The 22674-nt window shown below is 56.7% G+C and carries 22 protein-coding genes; 9 read left to right on the top strand and 13 right to left on the bottom strand.

Going from position 1 to position 22674, the window contains the following annotated elements; genetic code table 11:
- Positions 1-34: 34 nt before the first annotated feature.
- The 5 genes from ACR0DU_RS02255 (at position 35) to infC (ending at position 4502) form a co-directional block, all read left to right on the top strand.
- Positions 35-1699, top strand: a complete 1665-nt coding sequence (locus ACR0DU_RS02255; RefSeq protein ID WP_480872253.1) for a nitrite/sulfite reductase — start codon at positions 35-37, stop codon at positions 1697-1699.
- Positions 1689-2450 (top strand): phosphoadenylyl-sulfate reductase, encoded by a 762-nt coding sequence (locus tag ACR0DU_RS02250; protein WP_480872252.1) that lies wholly within the window; start codon positions 1689-1691, stop codon positions 2448-2450. The genes ACR0DU_RS02255 and ACR0DU_RS02250 overlap by 11 nt, the downstream gene beginning before the upstream one ends.
- On the top strand, positions 2447-2854 hold the full coding sequence (locus tag ACR0DU_RS02245; protein WP_480872250.1) for a DUF934 domain-containing protein: 408 nt from the start codon (positions 2447-2449) through the stop codon (positions 2852-2854). The genes ACR0DU_RS02250 and ACR0DU_RS02245 overlap by 4 nt, the downstream gene beginning before the upstream one ends.
- A gap of 107 nt (positions 2855-2961) precedes the next feature.
- On the top strand, positions 2962-3795 hold the full coding sequence (locus tag ACR0DU_RS02240) for a ferredoxin--NADP reductase (RefSeq protein WP_480872249.1): 834 nt from the start codon (positions 2962-2964) through the stop codon (positions 3793-3795).
- Between the two features lie 116 nt (positions 3796-3911).
- Positions 3912-4502 carry a translation initiation factor IF-3 gene (gene infC / locus ACR0DU_RS02235; protein WP_311201789.1) on the top strand — a complete coding sequence of 197 codons (591 nt, stop codon included), beginning with the start codon at positions 3912-3914 and terminating at the stop codon, positions 4500-4502.
- Between the two features lie 132 nt (positions 4503-4634).
- On the opposite strand, the gene ACR0DU_RS02230 is transcribed toward infC, so the two are convergent.
- On the bottom strand, positions 4635-5951 hold the full coding sequence (locus tag ACR0DU_RS02230; RefSeq protein ID WP_480872247.1) for an aspartate aminotransferase family protein: 1317 nt from the start codon (positions 5949-5951) through the stop codon (positions 4635-4637).
- Positions 5948-6709, bottom strand: a complete 762-nt coding sequence (locus tag ACR0DU_RS02225) for a beta-keto acid cleavage family enzyme (RefSeq protein ID WP_480872245.1) — start codon at positions 6707-6709, stop codon at positions 5948-5950. The genes ACR0DU_RS02230 and ACR0DU_RS02225 overlap by 4 nt, the downstream gene beginning before the upstream one ends.
- Positions 6710-6817: 108 nt before the next feature.
- Between ACR0DU_RS02225 and ACR0DU_RS02220 the strand changes: the two genes are divergently transcribed.
- A complete protein-coding gene (locus ACR0DU_RS02220) occupies positions 6818-7717 on the top strand; it encodes a MurR/RpiR family transcriptional regulator (RefSeq protein ID WP_480872244.1) in 900 nt (299 codons plus the stop codon).
- Between the two features lie 45 nt (positions 7718-7762).
- Here the strand turns inward: ACR0DU_RS02220 and ACR0DU_RS02215 are convergent, their stop codons facing one another.
- The 5 genes from ACR0DU_RS02215 to ACR0DU_RS02195 all read right to left on the bottom strand — a co-directional run bounded on the left by ACR0DU_RS02215 (position 7763) and on the right by ACR0DU_RS02195 (position 13668).
- The gene (locus ACR0DU_RS02215) at positions 7763-8554 is read right to left on the bottom strand and encodes an FAD binding domain-containing protein (RefSeq protein WP_480872242.1); all 792 of its coding nucleotides are present in this window, start codon (positions 8552-8554) and stop codon (positions 7763-7765) included.
- Positions 8555-8649: 95 nt separating this feature from the next.
- Positions 8650-11010 carry a xanthine dehydrogenase family protein molybdopterin-binding subunit gene (locus ACR0DU_RS02210; RefSeq protein ID WP_480872240.1) on the bottom strand — a complete coding sequence of 787 codons (2361 nt, stop codon included), beginning with the start codon at positions 11008-11010 and terminating at the stop codon, positions 8650-8652.
- A 51-nt stretch (positions 11011-11061) separates the two neighbouring features.
- Positions 11062-11547 (bottom strand): (2Fe-2S)-binding protein, encoded by a 486-nt coding sequence (locus ACR0DU_RS02205; RefSeq protein WP_010439719.1) that lies wholly within the window; start codon positions 11545-11547, stop codon positions 11062-11064.
- A 154-nt stretch (positions 11548-11701) separates the two neighbouring features.
- Complete coding sequence (locus tag ACR0DU_RS02200; protein WP_480872239.1) at positions 11702-12703, bottom strand: molybdopterin-binding protein; 1002 nt, start codon at positions 12701-12703, stop codon at positions 11702-11704.
- A complete protein-coding gene (locus tag ACR0DU_RS02195; RefSeq protein ID WP_170778816.1) occupies positions 12700-13668 on the bottom strand; it encodes an XdhC family protein in 969 nt (322 codons plus the stop codon). The genes ACR0DU_RS02200 and ACR0DU_RS02195 overlap by 4 nt, the downstream gene beginning before the upstream one ends.
- Positions 13669-13874: 206 nt before the next feature.
- On the opposite strand from ACR0DU_RS02195, the gene ACR0DU_RS02190 reads away from it, so the two are divergent.
- Complete coding sequence (locus ACR0DU_RS02190; RefSeq protein ID WP_170778818.1) at positions 13875-14375, top strand: hypothetical protein; 501 nt, start codon at positions 13875-13877, stop codon at positions 14373-14375.
- A 3-nt stretch (positions 14376-14378) separates the two neighbouring features.
- Here ACR0DU_RS02190 and ACR0DU_RS02185 read toward each other — a convergent pair whose 3' ends face one another.
- Both ACR0DU_RS02185 and ACR0DU_RS02180 read right to left on the bottom strand, forming a co-directional pair.
- Positions 14379-15635 (bottom strand): vWA domain-containing protein, encoded by a 1257-nt coding sequence (locus tag ACR0DU_RS02185; protein ID WP_480872237.1) that lies wholly within the window; start codon positions 15633-15635, stop codon positions 14379-14381.
- A 34-nt stretch (positions 15636-15669) separates the two neighbouring features.
- Complete coding sequence (locus tag ACR0DU_RS02180; RefSeq protein ID WP_480872235.1) at positions 15670-16578, bottom strand: AAA family ATPase; 909 nt, start codon at positions 16576-16578, stop codon at positions 15670-15672.
- A gap of 146 nt (positions 16579-16724) precedes the next feature.
- On the opposite strand from ACR0DU_RS02180, the gene pyrC reads away from it, so the two are divergent.
- On the top strand, positions 16725-17762 hold the full coding sequence (gene pyrC, locus ACR0DU_RS02175; RefSeq protein ID WP_319547052.1) for a dihydroorotase: 1038 nt from the start codon (positions 16725-16727) through the stop codon (positions 17760-17762).
- Here pyrC and ACR0DU_RS02170 read toward each other — a convergent pair.
- Complete coding sequence (locus tag ACR0DU_RS02170) at positions 17759-19054, bottom strand: MmgE/PrpD family protein (RefSeq protein ID WP_480872232.1); 1296 nt, start codon at positions 19052-19054, stop codon at positions 17759-17761. The two genes, pyrC and ACR0DU_RS02170, sit on opposite strands and share 4 nt — an antisense overlap.
- A 38-nt stretch (positions 19055-19092) precedes the next feature.
- Entirely contained in the window at positions 19093-19536 is a 444-nt protein-coding gene (locus ACR0DU_RS02165; RefSeq protein WP_170539340.1) for a type II toxin-antitoxin system RatA family toxin, read from the bottom strand.
- A gap of 72 nt (positions 19537-19608) precedes the next feature.
- Between ACR0DU_RS02165 and hpt the strand changes: the two genes are divergently transcribed.
- Positions 19609-20157: a hypoxanthine phosphoribosyltransferase gene (hpt, locus tag ACR0DU_RS02160; protein WP_010439696.1), complete on the top strand. Its 549-nt coding sequence runs from the start codon at positions 19609-19611 to the stop codon at positions 20155-20157.
- Positions 20158-20319: 162 nt separating this feature from the next.
- On the opposite strand, the gene ACR0DU_RS02155 is transcribed toward hpt, so the two are convergent.
- Together ACR0DU_RS02155 and lipA are read right to left on the bottom strand one after the other, a co-directional pair.
- Entirely contained in the window at positions 20320-21465 is a 1146-nt protein-coding gene (locus ACR0DU_RS02155; protein WP_480872231.1) for an amidohydrolase, read from the bottom strand.
- Entirely contained in the window at positions 21462-22412 is a 951-nt protein-coding gene (gene lipA, locus ACR0DU_RS02150) for a lipoyl synthase (protein WP_480872229.1), read from the bottom strand. Before lipA ends, ACR0DU_RS02155 begins: the two co-directional genes overlap by 4 nt.
- Between the last annotated feature and the right edge of the window lie 262 nt (positions 22413-22674).

The following is a 22674-nucleotide window of genomic DNA, read 5'->3' as shown; positions in this document are numbered from 1 at the left end:
CCAGGTCCGGGGCTGCAACTAAGGACAGCTAAACATGTATCGCTACTCCGAGTTCGACACAGCATTTTTGGCAGAACGCAACGCGCAGTTCCGGGCGCAGGTTGAGCGTCGCATTGACGGCTCATTGACCGAAGACGAATTCAAGCCCCTGCGCCTGATGAATGGCCTGTATCTGCAACTGCACGCATACATGCTGCGCGTCGCGATTCCCTATGGCACGCTCTCCAGTGCACAGATGCGTCAGTTGGCCTTACTGGCCGAGAAGTGGGACAAGGGCTATGGCCATTTCACCACCCGTCAGAACATCCAGTACAACTGGCCCAAACTGAACGACGTGCCGGATATGCTAGACGCGCTGGCCGAGGTTGGTATGCACGCCATCCAGACTTCAGGCAACACCATCCGTAACGTGACAGCCGACCACTTCGCCGGTGCTGCCGCGGATGAGATCGCCGACCCGCGCCCCTATGCTGAATTGCTACGTCAGTGGTCGACCGACCACCCGGAATTCCAATTCATGCCGCGTAAGTTCAAGATCGCCATCACCGGCAGTGAAAACGACCGCGCCGTGATCAAGGCGCATGACATCGGACTGCAACTGGTCGAGCGTGACGGCGTTCTTGGTGCCCGCGTCATCGTCGGTGGCGGTTTGGGCCGTACGCCGATGATCGGCAAAGAACTATCCGAATTTGTCGCCTTCGACGATCTCTTGGCATATCTCGAAGCGACTGTTTCGGTGTGGAACCAGATTGGCCGACGCGACAACAAGTACAAAGCCCGCATCAAGATTACGGTGCATGAACATGGCATCGACGCCATCCGCGCCAAGGTAAAAGAGCGTTTCCTGCAGGTCCGCCCACAGTTCAAGGGCGCTGACATGAACCTGCTGGAAGAAATCAAAGGCCACTTCGCTGCACCTGCCTTCCGCGAAGCATCCGTCGCCTCGTTTGAAAGCGCCTATACCAACGATCCGGTTTTCCGTTCGTGGGTCGACACCAACATCGCGCCGCATAAAAACGCGGACCACGCGATCGTTACGATCTCGATCAAAAAGCACGGCCAGACGCCGGGCGACGCAACTGCCGAGCAAATGCGCGTTATGGCCGATCTGGCCGATGAGTTCGCCTATGACGAGCTGCGCATCAGCCATGAGCAGAACGTGATCCTGCCGCATGTCCACAAATCAGACCTACCTGCGATTCACGCCAAGCTGAAAGAGCACGAACTGGCCACCGCCAATATCGGCCTGATCAGCGACATCATCGCCTGCCCCGGCATGGATTACTGCGCGCTGGCCACAGCCCGCTCGATTCCGGTTGCGCAAGAGATCGCAACCCGGTTCGAAGACCTGAAGCTGGAGCATGATATTGGCCACCTGAAGATCAAGATCTCGGGCTGCATCAACGCATGTGGACACCACCACGTCGGTCACATCGGCATTCTGGGCCTGGATCGTGCAGGCGTCGAGAACTATCAGATCACGCTGGGTGGTGACGCGACTGAAACGGCAGCCGTCGGTGATCGCACGGGTCCGGGTTTTGCCTATGATGAGATCGTTCCTGCCGTTGAACGCATCGTCGAAGCCTATCTGGACCTGCGTGATAGCGCCGAGGAAACTTTCCTCGAAACCTATCGCCGCGTTGGAATGGCTCCGTTCAAAGCTGTGCTTTACCCTGAGGCGCGGGCTAATGCCGCTTGACCTGATCCAGACGGAACTGGGTTCCAACAGACGCGAACTGAGCGAAAAGGTCGACGCGCTGAATACCCGGTTCCGTCATCATAGTGCTCATGACGTGATGCACGGCGCGATTGAAGAGATCGAAGAACTTGCGCTCGTTTCCAGCTTTGGGGCGGAATCAGTGGTGCTGTTGCACATGGCGGCAGTGGTCGACAAAGCCACACCGGTATTGTTCATCGACACGCAGATGCTGTTTACGGAAACGCTCGAGTATCAGCACGAGGTTAGTGAACGTCTGGGGCTGACCAACGTGAAAATCATCCAAGCGGATAAGGACGATGTTGAGCGTGACGACCCTTATGGGGCACTACATCTAAGTGACACTGACGCTTGCTGCAATTTGCGAAAGACTTTCCCGCTGCAACGGGCGCTATCTGGATATTGCGGCTGGATATCCGGGCGCAAACGGTTTCAATCAGGAACCCGCGCGGCGCTCGAATTCTTCGAAGTCGAAGACGGCACCGGACGGATCAAAGTCAATCCATTGGCCCATTGGGCGCCCGAAGATGTGCGCGCCTATATGACTGAGAACAACCTGCCCCGGCACCCGCTGGTGGCCAAAGGATACCCATCGATCGGCTGTGCACCCTGCACATCGCCGGTCAAAGAGGGCGAAGACCCCCGCGCCGGACGCTGGCGTAACAGAGAAAAAGAAGAATGCGGCATCCATTTTGTCGACGGCAAGATGGTGCGTGTTGGAGAGAAAACATGAACGTAATCGTGAATGACCAAGGCTTTTCGCCCGAGGACTGGACCGACGGCTTCGTTACTTTGGACGATGCAGCCAACGATGTTGTTGCACTCGACGTCAGCTCGGACACGGATCCGGATGAACTGATTGACCGTTTGGGCAGCGCTCAGATGGTGCGCGTCGACTTCCCGTCATCAGCAGACGGGCGCGGCTTTACGATCGCACGCGTGCTGCGGTTGAAAGGGTATACCGGTCGCCTTCGTGCAAAAGGCCAAGTATTGGCGGATCAGTACGCAATGGCACGTCGCAGCGGGTTTGATGAGGTCGAAATCGATCACAGCCTAGCAGCACGTCAGCCCGAAGATCAGTGGTTGGCGCGTGCCAACTGGCAAGAGAACAATTATCAGGCCCGTCTGCGCGGCTGAAACCCGCCATCGCCAGCTTGTGACGCGAAAGGGGCAATCTGCCCCTTTTCCTGACTTGGATCAAAGATTAAACGGAGATACCGGTTTAGCAGACCGGTGGTGAAATTATGACAGAGATGAAGCCCGTGAGTGAAGCAACCGCCGTAAAGGCCCCCGTCCTGCCCGACGCTCAGACCGTGACCGAGGTCAAGCATTGGACCGACCGCCTGTTCTCTTTCAAAGTGTCACGCCCTGCGTCCTTGCGTTTCCGCTCGGGCGAATTTGTGATGATCGGTCTGCTGGGTGACAATGGCAAACCTCTGCTACGTGCTTATTCAATCGCTTCGCCCTCGTGGGACGAAGAGTTGGAGTTTTATTCGATCAAGGTGCAGGATGGCCCGCTGACCTCGAAACTACAGCACATCCAGCCTGGCGATCAGATCATCCTGCGGCCCAAACCGGTTGGAACGCTGGTCCATGACGCGCTGCTGCCCGGCAAGCGCATCTGGTTCTTTGCAACTGGAACCGGCTTTGCCCCCTTCGCATCGTTGCTGCGCGAACCTCAGACATATGAGGATTATGACGAGGTCATCATAACTCATACCTGCCGCGATGTGGCCGAGCTGGATTATGGTCGCGAGCTGATCGAGAACATCCGTCAGGACGAGTTGCTGGCTGAACTGATCGGTGAAGGTTTCGCCGATAAGATCCGCTACTACCCGACCACCACGCGAGAAGAGAGCCCCAAAATGGGCCGCATCACCGAATTGCTGAAAGATGGCTCGGTGTTTGCCGATCTGGGCATCGAAGGTCGTATCAAACCGGACACCGACCGTGCCATGGTCTGTGGCAGCCTTGCGTTCAACCATGACATCAAAGCAATTTTGGAAGAGTTCGGCCTGCGCGAAGGCGCGAATTCCGAACCCAAGGAATTCGTGATCGAAAAGGCCTTTGTGGGCTAAACGGGTTTGCCGGTCGGGTCGTCGACAGCCTAAACCGGCAAAAACACCCGAATTTCATCGAAAATTCATGCGGCTTGCAATTTATGCCGCTTGAAACACCTCTCAGCCCGGTCTAAATTCCGGGCTCGAAATTCTGCAATCATCAAAGGAATGAACCCATAGCCCGCAGACCTCACAACGCGCCGCCACAGCGAGATACCGGCCCGCGCGTCAATGACAAGATCCGAGCTCCCGAAATTCGCCTGATTGGCGCCGAAGGTGAAAATGTCGGGGTGGTTCATCCCGCAAAAGCCATGCAGATGGCCTCCGATGTTGGCCTCGATCTGGTTGAGATTTCGCCCAACGCGAACCCGCCGGTCTGCAAAATCATGGATTTCGGCAAGTTCAAGTACGAACAGCAGAAACGCGAAAGCGAAGCCCGCAAGAAGCAAAAGATCATCGAGGTGAAAGAGGTCAAGTTCCGGCCCAACACCGATACGCATGACTATGACGTCAAGATGCGCAACGTGTTCAAGTTTCTTGAGAACGGCGACAAGGTCAAAGTCACCCTGCGTTTCCGTGGTCGCGAGATGGCACACCAAAATCTGGGCCGTGAGCTGCTGGAGCGTGTGGCCGAGGACGTCAAAGATCTGGGCAAAATCGAGAACATGCCCAAGATGGAAGGCCGTCAGATGATCATGATGATCGGCCCGCTGCCTCAGAAGTAACCGCGCTTCAGGACGTGCTCAAAGGCTCCGCCAGTCTGGTCGGAGCCTTTTTTCATGCCTGGCTCGTCTCGAATCCGCTCTGCAGATTTTCAACGTGCCGCGAACTATTTGAGAAGACAGCTATCAGATTTGTCAGATCACGTTTGAGATCGCGCGATCCAACTTGGCGACCAACTCATCGATCTGCTTGCCTTCTATAATGAATGGAGGCGCCAGAAGGATGTGATCCCCATGTTGACCATCGCGTGTTCCAGACATCGGATAGCAAATCAACCCTTCAGCGAACGCCGCCTTCTTGATCTTGCCTGCAACTCCAAGCGCTGGATCAAAAGGTGTCTTGGTCTCGCGATTTGCCACAAGTTCGATCCCCCGGAACAAACCGCGCCCGCGGATATCGCCGACATGGGGGTGCTGACCAAACGCAGTGTTCAGGGCTGACTGCAGTTTCTCGCCCATCAGCGCCGCCCTCAATGGCAGATCGTTCTGCGTAAGTTCCGTCACGACCGCCAATGCGGCAGCTGTTGCAACCGGGTGACCAATATAGGTGTGACCGTGTTGGAAGAATCCCGATCCGTTTTGGATTGCGTCGTAGATCCGAGCCGAACACAGCATCGCCCCGATTGGCTGATACCCGGCCCCCAACCCCTTGGCTATACACAAAATATCCGGTGCCACGCCGTCATGATCACAAGCAAACAGATGGCCGGTACGCCCCATGCCACACATCACTTCATCAAGGATCAGCAGAACACCATATTGATCACAAATCTCACGAATACGTTTGAAATATCCTTCAACCGCAGGAACGGCCCCTAAAGTCGCGCCGACCACGGGTTCTGCCATGAAGGCCATCACCGTATCGGGCCCCAGACGCAATATTTCGGCCTCCAATTCATTAGCCACACGCTGCCCGTAGTCGTAGCTGCTCTCGCCCTCAGGCTTTTCAGCGTATTCATAACAGGGTGCGATATGGGTCATCTCGATCAGCATCGGCGCAAACTGAGCCCGTCGCCATTCGTTGCCCCCCGCCGACAGTGCCCCCAGTGTGTTACCGTGATAGCTTTGCCGACGTGCAATGACATGACGGCGCTCAGGCTGACCTGATTCCAGATAGTACTGCCGTGCCAACTTGATCGCAGCCTCGGTCGCCTCGGACCCGCCCGACACGAAATACACGCGGTCCAAATCACCCGGAGCATGTTCGATCAACAAATCAGCAAGCGCCTCAGCCGGTTCCGAGGTCATGAAGCCGGTATGGGCAAACGCGATCTGCTCTACCTGCTGCTGCACCGCTTTGACCACAGTATCATTGGAATGACCAAGACACGAAACCGCTGCATCCCCGCAATCCAGATAGCGGCGACCGGTTGAATCAATCAGATAACAACCCTCACCACCTGCAGCGACCGGCAATTCAGACTTAGTGTGGCGCGGAAAAACGTGACTCATTTCGAAGTCCTTTTCAAAAGATCAATCAGAGCGGCAACGGATGCGGCGTTATCGGCCCAGGCCTGACCATCAAAGCCCGTAATACTGTTTTCAAACCCCACGCGCACATCACCACCAAGCTGTACAGCTTTTTGCAGGCACGCATGCTCTTGCCCGCCAAAGGCACAGACCATCCATGGGTCTGTCGTAGCCGGGAAGGCATCCAGATCTTCCGGTGTCGATTCCTGCGTTGTCGAGTAGCGGCCAAGTACAAACAGACGTTCGACCTGATGGGGTTTAACAACTCCATCCTTCTGCCAGCGGACCAACAACTCAACGTCGGTAGCGTCATAAAGAATGTGTTGAACGCGCGTCCCCTGTTCCGCGCACAGCGCATAAACGCTTGGCGCAAGCTCCGGCGACCTAGCAATCTCGCGTACCGAAATCGAAGCCCAATCCGGGTGGACGTTCTTCAAGCAATCGAACTGGGTCTGAACGTCAAAAATTCCGGCAGCCTCTGTAGTAATCTGGATGTCCATCTGCGGTACGGCGTGGTGCAATTCCGCAAGCGTCTCTCGATACAAACCTGCATCCAGAGAATGCTGACCGGCCTGATCACGGACATGCAGATGCAATCCATTGGCACCTGCCAAGCTGCAGGCTTTCGCCGTTTCGACGATTTCTTCCATTGTCACAGGCAAGGCAGGATGATCCCGATGCCCTCTGCGCGCTCCATTTGGCGCGACCAATATGTAAGGCAGGGCTTCGCTTACCGACATCCCGGAACCACCTTCTGACATTTCCAAACGGCTTAATCTGATCCCGAAATATATGCAGCCCTAGTGTTTTCAATTTGCATTCTCCATAACATTTGTTTTTCTATATCCATGCAAAACAAACCAGCTCAACTGACCGAGCAGCTGCGCGCTGATATCGAAACCCTGCCTCAACAGATGCAGGCCGCGGCAAAATACATCATCGACCATCCTGGGGACTTCGGGCTCGACCCTGTCCGCGTTACGGCTGAGAAAATCGGTGTAAGCTCAAATGTCCTCGTGCGTCTGGCATACCGTCTAGGCTTCGACAGTTTCGAGGCTTTTCGAAGACCATTTCGGCAGACCCTTGTCACCGACCGCGAGGATCGGTTGGGCCAAGATTGGTTGGGCCGCATGCGTTCAGGTGATGATTTTAGCGCGGCTCAAGCAGGGTTCGCGCAAAATGAGCTGAATGTCGTAACCCGCTCCCTGCGTCTGGCTGATCCCGCGTTGGTAAAGCAGGTCACGGACCACATGTTGTCAGCAAAACGCTGCTATATCACAGCAACCCGAGCCAGCTATGCTTTGGCCTATTATTTTCACTATGCCGGTCGGATGGCACACCCCGGATTTCAATTGGTTCCCCGGCACATGGGGTCAGCCGTCGATGATCTGCTCGAGGCCGATTCAGCGGACTGCTTGTTCGCTATCACCGTTCATCCCTATTCCTCGGACACTATCCAATCCATGCGTTTTGCGCGTAAACGCGGGATGCGGATCGTCTTATTGTCGGATAGCGAGGTTATTGCCCCTGGTGTTGACCCGGATGTCGTGCTGCCGGCCAGCACCCGCACTCAACATCACTTTTCCAGCTTCTCCGGGGCCATGGCTGTACTCGAATGCCTGATCGGTCACCTTTTTGCTGCAGGAGGATCGGCAGCGCGCGACCGCGTCGAACGGTATCAGACGGCCCGAGAAGACACTGGCGCATATTGGCGACCGGCCAAGCCGCCTCGGGTCAGAAAAAAGTAAAGCCCTGGCTTTCACCGGGGCTTATCTATTTGGCTACGAACCTGATTAACTGCAGGCTTCGACGGCCCGTTTTGTCATCACGCCGACCAGATGCGCCCGGTATTCTTTGCTGCCATGCAAATCTCCGATCATGTTCATCGGATTGATGTGCAGACCCATCAAAGCATCCGTACGGAACTCTTTGTTCAAGGCCTCCTCGGCCTCGGACCAGCGGAACACGCCATCTTCGCTGGCGCCGGTTACAGCAACCCGCACGCCATCCGCGAACCGGGCAAGATAGACCCCGACCAGTGCAAAACGGGACGCTGGTTGCAAGAACTTCTGATAGCTCGCAGCTTGCGGCACGGGAAAACGCACCGAGGTGATAATTTCACCCTCTTCCAGCGCAGTCGTAAACATGCCTTGAAAGAAGTCATCTGCCGCAATCTGTCGCGTATTAGTGACAACGGTCGCCCCTGAACCCAGCACTCCCGCCGGATAACAGGCCGCCGGATCATTGTTGGCGACAGAGCCACCAATGGTGCCGCGATTACGTACCGCCGGATCTCCGATCTGACCAGCCAAGGCCGCCAGCGCCGGATAGCTGCTCGCTGCATCCGCTGCTACATTTGCGTGGATCGTGGCACCACCAATGGCAACTGAACCATCATCCTCGACACAGACGCCCTTCATCTCGGCAATCCCGCTGACCGAAACCAGCGTTGATGGCGCCGCCAATCGTTGCTTCAACGTGGGGATCAGGGTCTGACCACCCCCCAACGCCTGCGCATCCTCACCCGCCAACGCGGCAACCGCGTCGGCAATGGTCGAAGGCTTCTCAAACTCGAAATTGTACATTTCGTTCTTCCTTTCCGAAAGGCGTGGATCCGCCCTTCATCTGGCTATAAATATCTCGGGGAGCGCGAGGGGTTGGCCCCTCGCACCCCAATCTTTCAACCATGCATTGCCGTCCAAACACGCGACGGGCTCATCGGCATGTCAATGTGATTAACAGCCTTTCCACCCGAATTCAGCGCATCCAAAACCGCGTTGACAACGGCAGGTGGCGAACCGATTGCTCCGGCCTCGCCACAGCCCTTCACACCCAACGGGTTGTGTGTACACGGCGTCTGGCTGGAATGGTCGACCTCATAGAATGGCAGATCATCGGCGCGTGGCATCGCGTAGTCCATGAAGGACGCGCTCAGCAGTTGGCCGTTCTCGTCATAGGCGCAGTTCTCTAACAGCGCCTGACCGATGCCCTGACCAATACCACCATGTACCTGACCATCCACGATCATCGGATTGACGATGTTGCCAAAGTCATCTGCGGCGGTGAACTTCTCGATGCTGACCTGACCGGTCTCGGGGTCCACCTCGACCTCGCAGGCATAGGCGCCGGCCGGGAAGGTAAAGTTGGCCGGGTCATAAAACGCGGTCTCCTCCAGCCCCGGCTCAACCTCCAATGGGAAGTTGTGCGGTACATAAGCCGTCAGTGTCACATCACCCCAGGCCACCGACTTGTCAGTGCCCGCGACGCTGAATTGACCGTCTTTCAGCTCGATATCGGCCTCGGAGGCTTCCAGAAGGTGGGCCGCGATCTTCTTGGCCTTGTCGATTACCTTCTCTGTCGCCTTGACCATGGCCGAACCGCAAACCGCCAGCGAGCGTGAGCCATAGGTGCCCATCCCGAACGGGATCTTCGAGGTATCGCCATGTACAATCTCGACCATCGACTCATCGATACCGATCATGTCGGCCACAACCTGCGGGAAGGCCGTCTCATGCCCCTGCCCGTGGCTGTGCGCGCCCACCATAACGCTGATCGAACCGGTGGCGTTTACCCGCACCGTGGCAGCATCATATAGACCCGCCCGGGCCCCCAACATGCCAACGATGTTTGATGGCGCGATACCGCAGGCCTCGATATAACAATTGACACCTAAACCGCGAAGCTTGCCATTGGCCTCGCTCTGCGCCCGCCGAGCGGCAAAGCCAGATAGATCGGCCGCGGCCTCGAGCTTGTCCATCGTCCCGTTATAATCCCCGGTGTCATAGGTCAGCGCGACCGGCGTGTCATACGGGAATTGGGTAATGAAGTTCTGACGACGCAGCGCAATCGGATCAACGCCCAACTCTCGCGCGGCCTTGTCGATGACCCGCTCCAACTGGAATGTCGCCTCAGGCCGGCCCGCGCCGCGATAGGCATCCACCGGCACCGTGTTGGTGAACATCGCCCGCACATTCACCTGAATGACTGGCGTCTTGTAGTTCCCCGCCATCAGCGTGCCGTGCAACCAGGTCGGAACCGAGCTGGAGAAGGTCGATAGATAAGCACCCAGATTGGCATGAGTGTTGGTGCGCAAACCGGTGAAGTTGTTCTCCGCATCCAGCGCCAACTCGATCGTCGTTACATGGTCGCGACCATGGGCATCCGACATGAACGCCTCGGACCGGCTGGACGTCCACTTGACGGGACGATTGCAGACCTTGGCAGCGAAGGTGCAGAATGCCTCCTCCGCATAGTGGAAAATCTTGGTTCCAAAGCCGCCGCCCACATCCGGGGCGACCACACGCACCTTGTGCTCGGGCAGGCCCAGAACAAACGCGCACATCAACAAACGGATCACGTGCGGGTTCTGCGACGTGGTGTAGAGCGTGTACTCATCCGTGCCTCGGCTGTACTCGGCCACGGCCACGCGCGGCTCCATCGGGTTGGCAACCAGTCGGTTGTTGACCAGATCCAGCGTGGTGACGTGGGCCGCATCGGCAAAGACCGCGTTGACCTTGTCATTGTCTTCTTCGCCCAAGTGCCAGTCATAGCAGATGTTGTTCTTCAGATCGTCGTGGACAAGCGTCGCGCCATCCTGCGCCGCAGCCTTCATATCCAGAACCGCGGGCAGTTCCTCGATCTCCACCTCGATCGCCTCAGCTGCATCGCGGGCTTGCTCTAGGCTGTCGGCCACAACGGCGGCAATCGGATCGCCTACATGGCGGACCTTACCCTGTGCCAGGATGGGGTGCGGGGGTTCCTGCATCGGGGCGCCGTGCCGGTCGGTGACTTCCCAGCCGCAGGGCATTCCGCCCACGCCTTCAAAATCCTTGCCGGTGAAAACCTTCACCACACCTGGCATGCCCTCGGCAGCAGATGTGTCGATATTGGTGATCCGGCCATGTGCGATGTCGGACCGTAGAAAATGCACATAGGCCTGGCCATGCACGTTGATGTCGTCGGTGTAATTGCCTGCTCCGGTCAGAAAGCGTACGTCTTCACGCCGCTTGGAACTGGCTCCGATGCCACTGTCTTTGGGCATTGCTTGTTCTCCTCCCTGGAAAAGAATTTTCGTCGAAAATTCTTACCCGCCTTACTCGGCGGCGATGCTGGAAACGTCCTGGCCCGAAGCGGCCATGATCGCCTTGACGATGTTGTGATAGCCTGTGCACCGGCACAGATTACCCTCAAGGTACTTCCGGATTTCCCCTTCGGTCGGGCGCGGATTATCCTTGAGCAGTGCCGCAGCGCTCATCACCATGCCAGGAGTACAAAACCCGCATTGCAGCCCATGATGATCCTGAAAGGCCTGCTGAATGACGTTCAGCGAACCATCTTCTGCAGCCTGCCCTTCGATCGTACCCACATCGGCACCATCCGCTTCCAGGGCCAGCATATTGCAGGATTTGACCGCCTCACCATTAACATGCACGACGCACGCACCACATTGTGCTGTGTCACAACCGACATGTGTTCCGGTCAGCGACAGATGATCACGCAAAAAGCTGGACAGCAGCGTCCGGCCTTCAACGTCACCACTAACGGCTTTCCCGTTCACGGTCATTGAGACCTGTGTCATGAGATCCTCCCAATTTATTGTTTTTCCTTAGCCCCGAGTTAAACACGGGAAATTTTGTTTGAGAACAAAAATATTTGCCCGATTTTTCCGCAACTTCTTTGCTCATCTCACTAATCATGAAGCGTATGATCGAAACGGCAAAAATGCCGTTACGTCACTTTTGTTTGGCAGCGCGAGGTTGCGGCCGTGTGGGGATTTCCTTCAGCAGCCCTCCGACACCCATCGCTGCGATGTCAGCACCCGTTGTCTCGATCCCGCAAGCGACTCGAGACAGCACCCAATCCGCCCCGTTCAGTGCAGGCGAACGGGCGCATCCAGGCAGACCGATGATTGGGCGACCACCCAAAGCCCCCAGAAACAACAGGTTTCCCGGATCAACCGGCATCCCAAATCGATCGACTGCGCCTCCGGCTTCTCGGACAGAGGCCGGTGCCACATCATTTTCATCCGACGTGGCCGATCCGGTCAGAATCATGACGATCTCGCCGCGAACGGACTTCAGCGAGGCTGTTAAATCACCCTGTCTATGCGGAACAACTTTAACATCGCATAGGTCCATCCCCAATGCCTCAACCCGTCCGCGAATGGCGGCAATACCTTTATCGTTCGAAGGCCCGCCGGCAATATCGGTGATGACGAGCCCGGCGTTCTTGTATTTCGGCACCGAAAGTCGAATGGATTTTTGCGCCTGTTCGGCGGCACGGCGAACGTCGGTTTGCTGCACCGCATAAGAGATGACTTTGATCGTCGCGACCATGCCGCCTGCCGTCATCTGTTGGTACTGCGGTACGGTTGCGACCGTGATCATCGGATTGACCCGATTGAAGTTTTGCAGTGCATCAGTGTCCAAAATTGCCACGCCTGGACCATCAGCCAGCAAGTTGACCCGCCCTGTAAAGGAGTCGGTCACGCGTAGGTTAGCCTTTGCAGGGTCCGGCACTAGGGCTGCAGACAGCATTGCCGCCGCCTCATTCTCATGACAATCGCCGGGCTCAAGCTTGGCGACCGTTACCTCAGTCAGACCAGCCTGCTGCAATTCAGCGATATGCTGGGGCGTCAGCGTGATGCCTTTGCGCAGCCTCTGGTCACCTGCCTTGACGGAATGAGCCAGAATCGCGCCTCTGGCGTCGGCAACGGCTACCGGACCGAACTTCACGCCTTGCCCCGCAGAACGGCTGTCATTTCTGCAAGGATGGCCACCGCGATCTCGGAAGGGCTGGCCGCACCGATATCCAGCCCGATCGGTCCGTGAATCCGTGAAATCTGCTCGTCTGTAAACCCGGATCGTTTCATCCGATCGATACGCTTGGCGTGGGTGCGCTTGGACCCAAGTGCTCCGATGTAAAACACATCGGCTGACAATGCGGCCTGAAGCGCTGGGTCGTCTAGCTTGGGATCGTGGGTCAGCAGAACAAGCGCCGTTCTTGTGTCCAGTCCCAGTTTCGACACCGCCTCATCCGGCCAGTCTGTCAGGATGGTCTCTCCGGGAAATCGGGCGTCCGAGGCAAAAGCTTCGCGTGGATCAACAATCGCTGGATCGTAGCCAGCGAGGCGTGCCATCGGCACAAGTGCTTGGGCAATATGCACAGCTCCTACCACGATCAATCGCAAAGGAGGATTGTGAACCGCAACAAAGGTTTGACCGTCTTCTTCGAACCCAGACCTATCCATGCGCAATCGTTCGGTATAGGCGTTTCGACGCAATGCTCGGTGGCCGGTTTCAGTGTTTACCTCATACGCCAAAGGTTCACGCCGCGCCCGTGCGGCGACCAGCTCAGCCAACATCGGTTCGGGCAGGACTTTTCCAACCGGTTCGACGAGAACCCTGATCGTCCCACCGCAGGCCAATCCGACGGCAAATGCGTCATCATCGCTGACCCCAAATTCCAGCAGCCGGGCCTCACCTTCTTCGATGGCCTCCAACGCCTCGACAATCACTGCGCCCTCTACGCAGCCGCCTGAAACCGAACCTTCGATCCGACCGTCGCCTGCAATAACGAGCTGCGCACCGACACGGCGTGGTGCGCTGCCCCAGGTCTCGACTACAGTCGCCAGAGCCGCACCCTTACCGGCGCGATACCATTCCAATGCGGTTTCCGGGCTGCTATCGAATCGTTCCATTGAGACCTCCGACCGTGCTCGGCTTCAACATAGTCAGCTTTACAACAATGAAAAGCGGTCCGAGGTTTAAGTTTCCGGCGCTAACAGGCCGGTTTTGAACTCATATTCATAAAAGATTGATTGTCATCTGACTGCACTCTAGCTTGGACGCAGTTTCGGGTACTTCCCGAAATCACCCCTGCATATTTCAAAGCGGAGACGAACAGTTGAAACGTATTCTTACACTGGGAACGGCGCTTGGCATGATGGCTGCCAGCGCCGGATGGGCTGATACATTTTTGAAGTACGGTGAGGTCGAAGGCTGGAAAGTCTTCATCGATCAAGACAAGAAATCCTGCCTGATCGAAGCGGTCGATGACTCGGAAAATGTCGTGCAGATGGGGCTGACCGAGGATCGCGGTGTCGGCTATGTGGGCGTTTTCACCAAAGCCAAAACCAAAATCAAGAAGGGCGAGAAAGAAGCCGTCGCCATCCTCATCGGAGACAACATTTATGTTGGTGAGGCCACTGGCATGAAAGGGAATATCACCAAGGGCTATTCAGGCGGGTATGTTCTGTCAGACGATCCTCAGTTCGCAGATGACCTTGCCAAAAAGAAGGTGATGGTCGTGTTCCCGGAAAAAGAGTTCGCCTTCACAGTTGATCTGACCGGCACTTACAAAGCCATGGAAATGGCGCGAAAGTGCAATGAAGAACAGCTGTCTTAATATCTAGTCAGAAAGCGCGGCCATCAGCCGCGCTTTCTGACCCTGATCGTCAGGCTGAGATATCACGGCGGCCAGATCTTCCAGCGACGCAATCGAATGCCCGGCGCGGAAGCTGTCGACATGTGGAAGCATTGTCGCAACGCCCTTAGCCTTTGGTGCGAACCCATCCCAGCGCAGCAATGGGTTCAGCCAGATCAAGCGTCGCGACGACAGGTGCAAACGCTCGATTTCCTTTTCCAGCATCTCGGGATCGCCCCGTTCCAAACCGTCGGTGATCAACAACACGACCGCCCCCTGCCCCATGACACGCCGCGACCAGTCGCGGTTGAACTGATGCAGGCATTCTCCGATCCGTGTTCCGCCTTCCCAGTCCTGCGCCTCGGCCCCGGCAGCGGCCAGAGCTGCATCGACATCACGTTGATGCAGATGGCGGGTGATGTTGGTCAGGCGTGTGCCAAACGTGAATGCGTGCACTTTGGCCCAACCTGCGCCTTTGGCATTCGAAACCGCGTGAAGAAAGTGCAGAATGATCCGACTGTACTGGCTCATCGATCCGGAAATGTCGCAGAGCGCTACCAAATTCGGCCAGCGAGGTTTTGGTTGCAGGCGCGCGATATCGCGTAGCTCGCCACCCTGCCGCATGGCTGACCTCAGGGTGCGTGCGCGATCGATGCGGTGACCGAGATGACTGGCCTGACCACGCCGAGACTCGATGGGTTTGACCGGTAGATTAAGGCGCGACAGCATGCGTTTGGCCTGGGCGATCTCGGATGTGCTCATCTGTTCGAAATCGAGGTTGCGCAAGCGTTCTTCGGTGGACGCGGTTTGGGTCGCGTCGATCTCGATCTCACTTCCTTCTTCCTGCTCCGTCGTTTCCGGCAAGTCGCGTTCGACGCCATCCAATACCGCCTCAGCCGCGCGCTTTTCAGCCGCATCCGCTTTGCGCTCCTCCTGCACACCGCGAATGGCGGGCAGCATCATGGACATCATATGTTCGAGATAGCGCGGATCGCGCCAATACAGGCGAAAGACCTGCGCAAAAACCGTGCGGTGTTCAGGCCGGCTCACGAAACACGCATGTAGCGTCCAGTAGAAATCTTTTTTCTCGGTGAAACCCGCAGCCTGCACTGCACGGATCGCATCAACCACTCTTCCGGTTCCAATCGGCAGCCCGGCCTTACGCAATGCGCGCGCAAAATGGGTGATGTTCTGGGCCAGCTTGGGGTTGTCCGGGATATCGAGTGGGAGTTGTTCGGCCATCACACCCCCGAAATATTTGCAAGCGGATGAAGCATCAGGCCGGTTCGAGGTCGGCCTTGGCCTGATCGAGAATGCGCTTGGCCTCGGAACCTTGCAGCTTTTGGATGTCGTCCTGGTATTTCAGGATCGCACCCAACGTATCGCCAATCACCTCGGGGCTGAGGTTGATGACGTCCAGCGCCAGCAGACATTTAGCCCAATCGATGGTCTCGGCCACCCCCGGTTTCTTGAACAAATCTTCAGTACGTAGGCGCTGAACAAAGGCGACAACCTCGCGGCTCAGCGCATCAGCCGCTTCAGGCGCTCGGGCGTGCAGGATTTCGATCTCTCGGTCAAAGTCCGGATAATCCACCCAGTGATAGAGGCAACGGCGTTTCAGCGCGTCGTGTACCTCTCGTGTGCGGTTCGAAGTGACGATCACGATCGGCGGTTCAGGCGCTATAACAGTACCTAACTCAGGGATCGTTACCTGAAAGTCACTGAGCGCCTCCAGCAAGAAAGCCTCAAATGGTTCGTCGGTCCGGTCCAATTCGTCAATCAGCAACACAGGCGCCCCGTTTTCATCCGGGCGCATGGCCTGCAGCAAAGGGCGTTCAATCAGATAGTCGTCCGAAAACAACTCGGTCTGTAGCGCGCCCCGATCCGCACCGCCCGACGCTTCGGCGGTACGGATCGCCACCATCTGGGCGGGGAAATTCCATTCATACACAGCGGAGGAGGCATCAAGGCCTTCGTAACACTGCAACCTGATCAAGCGACGCCCCAATCCCGCGGCCAGCGCTTTGGCAATTTCGGTTTTGCCGACGCCCGCCTCACCTTCCAGAAACAGAGGCCGACCAAGCTTCAGCGAAAGAAACACAACCGTCGCCAAAGCCCGGCCACAGACATAGCCCTCAGAGCCCAAAAGGTCCTGCACGGCATCGATGGAGTTTGGCTGTGTCATGAGTTCCCCTTTTTCCTGCGCCCCAACAGGTCATGACCGCAACCAGAGGTCAAGACCACCATCCATCAGAGACTTACGACGATCTGCCTCACCGGCAAGGGCAACAGGGTCTTTCGCCACCCAAGCGGCTGTGCTAGCCGGGGGCCATGACCCATTCCCTGACGATCCGCCGCCCCGATGACTGGCATCTGCATCTGCGCGATGGCGCGATGCTGCAAGCCGTCCTGCCTGAAACCGCGCGCCATTTTGCCCGTGCCATCATCATGCCAAATCTGGTTCCGCCCGTTGTGAAGGGTGACGATGCAGCAGCTTATCGGGATCGCATCCTGGCAGCGCTGCCTGAGGATATGGCGTTTGAGCCGCTGATGACGCTCTACCTGACCGAAGACACGGACCCGGCAGATGTGGCCGCCGCGCATACCAGCGGATTGGTCAAGGCGGTCAAGCTTTACCCGGCTGGGGCAACAACCAACTCGTCTTCTGGCGTTCGCGATTTCGACAAGGTGCGCCCGGTGCTGGAGAAAATGTCCGAGATCGGTCTGCCGCTGTGTGTTCACGGCGAAGTCACGGAAGCAGAGATCGATATCTTCGATCGTGAGGCCGTGTTCATCGACCGCGTACTGGATCCAATCCGCAAAACAACACCTGGGTTGCGTGTGGTGATGGAGCACATCACGACGTCAAACGGCGTGGATTACGTCAAGGCGAACGAGAAAGATTTGGGTGCGACGATTACAACGCATCACCTGATCATCAACCGCAACCACATACTGGTCGGCGGCATCAAGCCGCATTACTACTGCCTGCCGGTCGCCAAACGCGAAGAGCATCGGCTGGCGCTGTTGACCGCCGCGACCTCAGGCGACGCGCGCTTCTTCCTTGGCACAGACAGCGCGCCGCATACGGATGCGAACAAGGAAATGGCCTGTGGCTGTGCTGGGTGTTTCACAGCAACCAATACGATGTCACTGCTGGCTGAAATGTTCGAGCGCGCTGATGCGTTGGAAAAGCTGGAAGCGTTTACCTCGCTTAACGGCCCGGCCTTTTATCGTTTACCTGCGAACGAAGAGACCATCACGCTGACAAAGGGGGACGAGGTCGTCTATCCCGCCAAAATCGAGAGCGGCGACGGCCCCGTGACCGTATTCGATCCGGGCTTTCCGCTGCATTGGCGCGTCGCTTAATCAGTTAGCCTTTCAGCCAAATCCGCTGCGCGCCCACCGGTGCGCAGCATCGACCAGATCGCATCTGCTTCATCCCCACCGATCAGTTTTGACGCTTTGTCCCTGACCCGATCTTCGCGGTCTGAAAGAGACATCGCGGCGAGCAGATCATAGCTGGCCTCGCGGCGGGCGCCATCGCGGCGCAAGAGGGACAGATGAGCTTGGGTCTCGGACAAGCTTTCATCTGCCTCTACCGTAATCCGATCCCGCAGGGATTGAAGCCTCGGGTCCGCACAAATCTTGGCAGTATAGCTGCCCGGTAGTGCCGTATCGTACCCCATCGATTGCATTGCGATCACTGTGCGATAAGAAAACTTCGCACCCAACCCGCTAGTCGGCTGCAGTTGATTGCAAACGCTCATCCAGCGGGGGTGCGTTTTAACCTTGATCTCGGCCACCTCTGGTTCGGCAATGTCAAGATCGCGCGCGGCCTCAAGCGCCGCGTGCAGGCCATGGCAGCAGGCGTGGAACTTGTGGCTTACGTTTTCGAACAACCATTCATCACCCAACCCATCGAGCGCTGCATTGATATCGTCTGCCCCAAGATGTGTCGCCCCAAACCCAAACGGACCTTCCAACGCGTCAGAACCGGGTTGAAATCCATTGCGGATCAACTGAGCCGCCTCAACGCCATTCGAGGCCGCAAGCCCGGCATTATAGGGTTTGCCCATGGTTCCGAACTGTGATTTCTGTCCGGATGCTCTTGTTGCGGTCAGCCCCAACAGATCACGCATCTGCTTGGCATCGAAGGACATGATGCGCCCCGCAGCTACCGCAGCCCCAAACGCGCCCGCCGTGGCGGTCTGGTGAAAGCCTGCCTGATAGTGACCACGGCCCAACCACAGTCCAACGCGGATCGACAATTCCATCCCAACAAGCGCTGCTTCGAGCAAATCGACCAGCGGTCGATCCTCCCACACCGCAAGCGCAAGGGCCGCCGGAAATACAGCAACCGATGGATGACCGATATGGGCAAAATGGGTGTCATCGTAATCAAGCGCGTGGGAAACGGTACCATTTACCAGCGCCGCAGCGCGTAAAGGGGCTTCACCACCCCCGAATAGACGTGCTTGTGCTGCACCGCTTTCGGAAAAAACCATCTGGCGGATGATGCGGGAAACAGGCTCTTCCGCTCCTGCCCGCCCCACGGCGAGCCAATCCAACGCGGAAAGCGATGTCACGATTCGAGCCTGTGAAGTGGTCGACACAGGACCAGCGGCGAATTCGGCAAGGGCGGATGTGAGATCGGTCATGGCGCGCAGTCTAACGCGCGCGTCACGCGCGTAAAGCCTTAGCCGTAGAGGACGGCAGCACGTTGTTCGAATGCGCGCACGATACGGTGCATGGCCTCGTTGAACACGACACCAATGATCCCTTGCAGGACCGCATTTTTGAACTCGAAGTCAACGTGAAACGAGACGTTGCAGCCGTCATCCGTATCTTCGAACTCCCAATCGGAACGCATGTATTTGAACGGACCGTCCAGATACTCGGTATCGATCCGTTTATGAGCATCAAACAACGTAACCCGGCTGCCAAAGCGTTCGCGGAACACCTTGAATGAAATAACAAGATCCGCTTCCATCACCTTGCCTTCGCCCGCGGTATAGGTCCGACGGATACGGGCCGCGGCGCACCAGGGCAAAAACTCAGGGTATTTTGCAACATCCGCGACCAGATCATACATCTGCTGAGCGGTGTAAGGCAGCGGGCGGGTCTCGGAGTGGGTTGGCATGATATCCGGGATTAACTGGTGACAATGGCGCGTGATTTCGTATGTTGCGCGCCAAAGATCAAGGGGGCAGCGATGAGCCAACGCGCATATGTGATAGATGAGATGATCTCGGCCAAGGCAATTGCCGCCCGGATCGAAGAGCTTTGCCGCGAAATCACGGCTGAGTTCGGCGGCACCGATAAACTGGTCGTTGTCGGCCTGCTGCGGGGTAGTTTCGTTTTTATCGCTGACCTGGTGCGTGAGCTAGACCTGCCCATCGAGGTCGATTTTCTTGAGGCATCGTCCTATGGAGATTCGATGGAAAGCAGCCGAGAAGTTCGCATTCTCAAAGACTTACGCGGCGCAATTGAAGGGCGTGATGTGCTGGTGGTCGAGGATATCGTGGACACCGGCCATACCCTGAACCACGTCTCCAAGCTGCTCCGCACCCGTAAACCACACCGGTTGAAATCCATCGCCCTTCTGGACAAACCCAGCCGACGCGAGGTCGATTTCCGCTCGGATTGGATCGGGTTCGAAATCCCTGATGAATTTGTCGTGGGCTATGGGATCGACTATGCGCAACGCAATCGCAATTTGCCGTTTATTGGCAAGGTTCGATTTGTCGAAGATCAGGATTGATGAATTTGCGCCACTTCCTTCGCATGTCGCAATGGGGGCGAAATCCGCCCTCGGAACGGCGGGTGAAACTAGTGTTCGGCGCAATCCTTGTCTGTCTTTTGGTTGCCGGTGTTGAATATATGGGCTGGTGGCCCGAATGGGCAGAAAGCCAGCCCAGAAAGCTCAAGCCTTGAGCGTTTGTTCGATCGCTGCAAGAAATATGTCGGTCCCGATCGGGATCAGAGCATCCGGGAAATCATAGTCGGGGTTGTGCAGTTGCGGATGATCCCGGCCTGCTCCAAGCCAGAACATCGCAGTTTTCGCGCCTTTGCCGAACTGCCCGAAATCTTCCGAGAACCGCTGTGGCGTCGGCACCAGTTTGCAGGGTATATCGCGTGTTTGGCAAGCCTCTGACAGAATTTGCACGGCTTCATCCGTATTTACACAAGCCTCAAACACATCGTCATAGCTGATTTCGACACCCAGCCCATGCGCTTGAGCGCTTGTGCTCACAAGCTGCTCCGCCTCGCGGATCAAACCGGTCATTCGCGTATCTGATACCGTCCGCAGAGTAACCCAAAGCTCGGCCATGCCAGGGGCGACCCCGAACGTGGTCTCACCCAGTCGCGCATGGGTTACAGTCGTCAGAGCGTAATTTGAATCCAGCACCCCACCGTGTCCCAATGCGGCCAATGCAGGTATAAGCCCAGCCAAGGCTCCAGCCGGTGAAAGCCCATCCTGCGGTGCGGCTGCATGCGAGGTTTTGCCTGTCAGCACGATCCGCATCCCGCGGGAGGCGCAATTGGCTGGACCGGAGCACATCTCGACCGCTCCCAATTCCAGACCCGGAAGATTATGCAGCGAAAACACGTAATCCGGTGCAATATTGGCGAACTTGGGGTCGGCGCGAAAGGCTATAGCACCCTGCCCAGTTTCCTCAGCAGGTTGAAAAATCAGAACGACACACCCTTTTGCTGGGCGCTTATCACCAAGAACGAAGGCCACACCCAAAACCATTGCCATGTGACCATCATGCCCACACAGATGCCCCTTGCCCGGATGTTGCGACGCGTATCGCGCGCTAGATATTTCCTGGATCGGCAAACCATCCAGTTCGCATCGAATGCCTATCGTTGGCCCCGGTTGGCCGCTTTCGTAGACTGCCGCAACGCCATGACCACCGATCCCGGTCAATAACGCATCAGGGCCGCAAGCCAGCAGAAGATTGGAAATACTTGCGGCGGTTCCGCGCTCCTCGCCCGAAATCTCCGGGACCTGATGCAGCTCATGCCGTTTTTCAGTGAGCCAGGATTGAAGCTCGGGTTTCACACCTGATTCAACTTCTTTTGCCGGGCCTCACGCAAGCGAGCAAAATCATCACCCGCATGGTATGACGACCGGGTCAATGGGGTTGCCGAAACCATCAGGAAGCCCTTGCCAAAAGCAGCCTTTTCATAGGCTGCGAATTCCTCGGGTGTGACAAAACGATCAATGCCATGGTGCTTGGGCGTTGGCTGCAGATACTGACCAATTGTGAGAAAATCGATATCTGCCGCACGCATGTCATCCATGACCTGACGGACCTGTTGCTCGTCCTCGCCAAGCCCGACCATGATGCCGGATTTTGTGAAAATCGACGGATCCATCTCTTTCACCCGCTGCAGCAAGCGCAATGAATGGAAATAACGCGCACCGGGACGAACTTCAGGGTATAGCCCTGGTACGGTTTCGAGGTTGTGGTTGAACACATCCGGCTTGGCTTCGACGACGACCTCTAGAACCGAAGGATCACATTTCAGGAAATCCGGCGTTAGAATCTCGATCGTTGTCTTGGGTGACCGGTGTCGCACCGCGCGGATGGTCTGAGCAAAGTGGTCTGCGCCGCCATCAAGCAGGTCATCCCGATCGACCGACGTGATAACAACATGATTCAAGCCCAGCTTTTGCACCGCGTGCGCCACGCGCCCTGGCTCGAACGCATCCAGCGTATCCGGCCTACCCGTCGCAATATTGCAGAAGGTACAACCACGCGTACAAATCTCACCCATGATCATCATGGTGGCGTGGCCCTGGCTCCAGCATTCGCCTACGTTCGGGCATCCGGCCTCTTCACAAACAGTGACCAGATTGTTGTCACGCATGATCTTGTGCGTTTCAGCATACCCTTTGCCACCAGGCGCTTTGACACGAATCCACGCAGGTTTGCGCGGCGCTGCATTATCAGGCCGATGCGCTTTTTCGGGGTGTCTTTGTTCGGGTATTTTCAGATCACGCACGGCTGGCTTTCCTGACTTTGGGTCAATTTGCTTGGTGCTTAACATAAACTGACTTTGTTGGTTACACCAGCGGCGCATAGCCGCTATGCAGACCGCATTCGCGACTGCAGCAAAATCCTCAAATCAGCCACATATTATTACCTGTTTTCAGTCAAATGGCCTGCGAATAAGATATATCGCAAGTGCAGCATATCTAATGTTGAAGCCGCTCTGGAATCGTTCTAACCCTCACGTTAATCACATGTGAATCACAGGAGTTTGA

Source organism: Ruegeria sp. G2 (assembly GCF_056533505.1).
Note: the sequence above shows the minus strand (reverse complement) of the source record. Positions and strands in the feature narration are given on the sequence as shown.

Coding starts and splice junctions, on each gene's coding strand:
- ACR0DU_RS02245 (WP_480872250.1), top strand. CDS start 2,447: ATGAACGTAATCGTGAATGACCAAGGCTTTTCGCCCGAGGACTGGACC.
- ACR0DU_RS02210 (WP_480872240.1), bottom strand. CDS start 11,010: ATGCCCAAAGACAGTGGCATCGGAGCCAGTTCCAAGCGGCGTGAAGAC.
- ACR0DU_RS02225 (WP_480872245.1), bottom strand. CDS start 6,709: ATGTCGGTAAGCGAAGCCCTGCCTTACATATTGGTCGCGCCAAATGGA.
- pyrC (WP_319547052.1), top strand. CDS start 16,725: ATGACCCATTCCCTGACGATCCGCCGCCCCGATGACTGGCATCTGCAT.
- ACR0DU_RS02170 (WP_480872232.1), bottom strand. CDS start 19,054: ATGACCGATCTCACATCCGCCCTTGCCGAATTCGCCGCTGGTCCTGTG.
- ACR0DU_RS02220 (WP_480872244.1), top strand. CDS start 6,818: ATGCAAAACAAACCAGCTCAACTGACCGAGCAGCTGCGCGCTGATATC.
- ACR0DU_RS02255 (WP_480872253.1), top strand. CDS start 35: ATGTATCGCTACTCCGAGTTCGACACAGCATTTTTGGCAGAACGCAAC.
- ACR0DU_RS02250 (WP_480872252.1), top strand. CDS start 1,689: ATGCCGCTTGACCTGATCCAGACGGAACTGGGTTCCAACAGACGCGAA.
- ACR0DU_RS02230 (WP_480872247.1), bottom strand. CDS start 5,951: ATGAGTCACGTTTTTCCGCGCCACACTAAGTCTGAATTGCCGGTCGCT.
- ACR0DU_RS02195 (WP_170778816.1), bottom strand. CDS start 13,668: ATGGAACGATTCGATAGCAGCCCGGAAACCGCATTGGAATGGTATCGC.
- ACR0DU_RS02205 (WP_010439719.1), bottom strand. CDS start 11,547: ATGACACAGGTCTCAATGACCGTGAACGGGAAAGCCGTTAGTGGTGAC.
- ACR0DU_RS02185 (WP_480872237.1), bottom strand. CDS start 15,635: ATGGCCGAACAACTCCCACTCGATATCCCGGACAACCCCAAGCTGGCC.
- hpt (WP_010439696.1), top strand. CDS start 19,609: ATGAGCCAACGCGCATATGTGATAGATGAGATGATCTCGGCCAAGGCA.
- ACR0DU_RS02215 (WP_480872242.1), bottom strand. CDS start 8,554: ATGTACAATTTCGAGTTTGAGAAGCCTTCGACCATTGCCGACGCGGTT.
- ACR0DU_RS02240 (WP_480872249.1), top strand. CDS start 2,962: ATGACAGAGATGAAGCCCGTGAGTGAAGCAACCGCCGTAAAGGCCCCC.
- ACR0DU_RS02180 (WP_480872235.1), bottom strand. CDS start 16,578: ATGACACAGCCAAACTCCATCGATGCCGTGCAGGACCTTTTGGGCTCT.
- ACR0DU_RS02165 (WP_170539340.1), bottom strand. CDS start 19,536: ATGCCAACCCACTCCGAGACCCGCCCGCTGCCTTACACCGCTCAGCAG.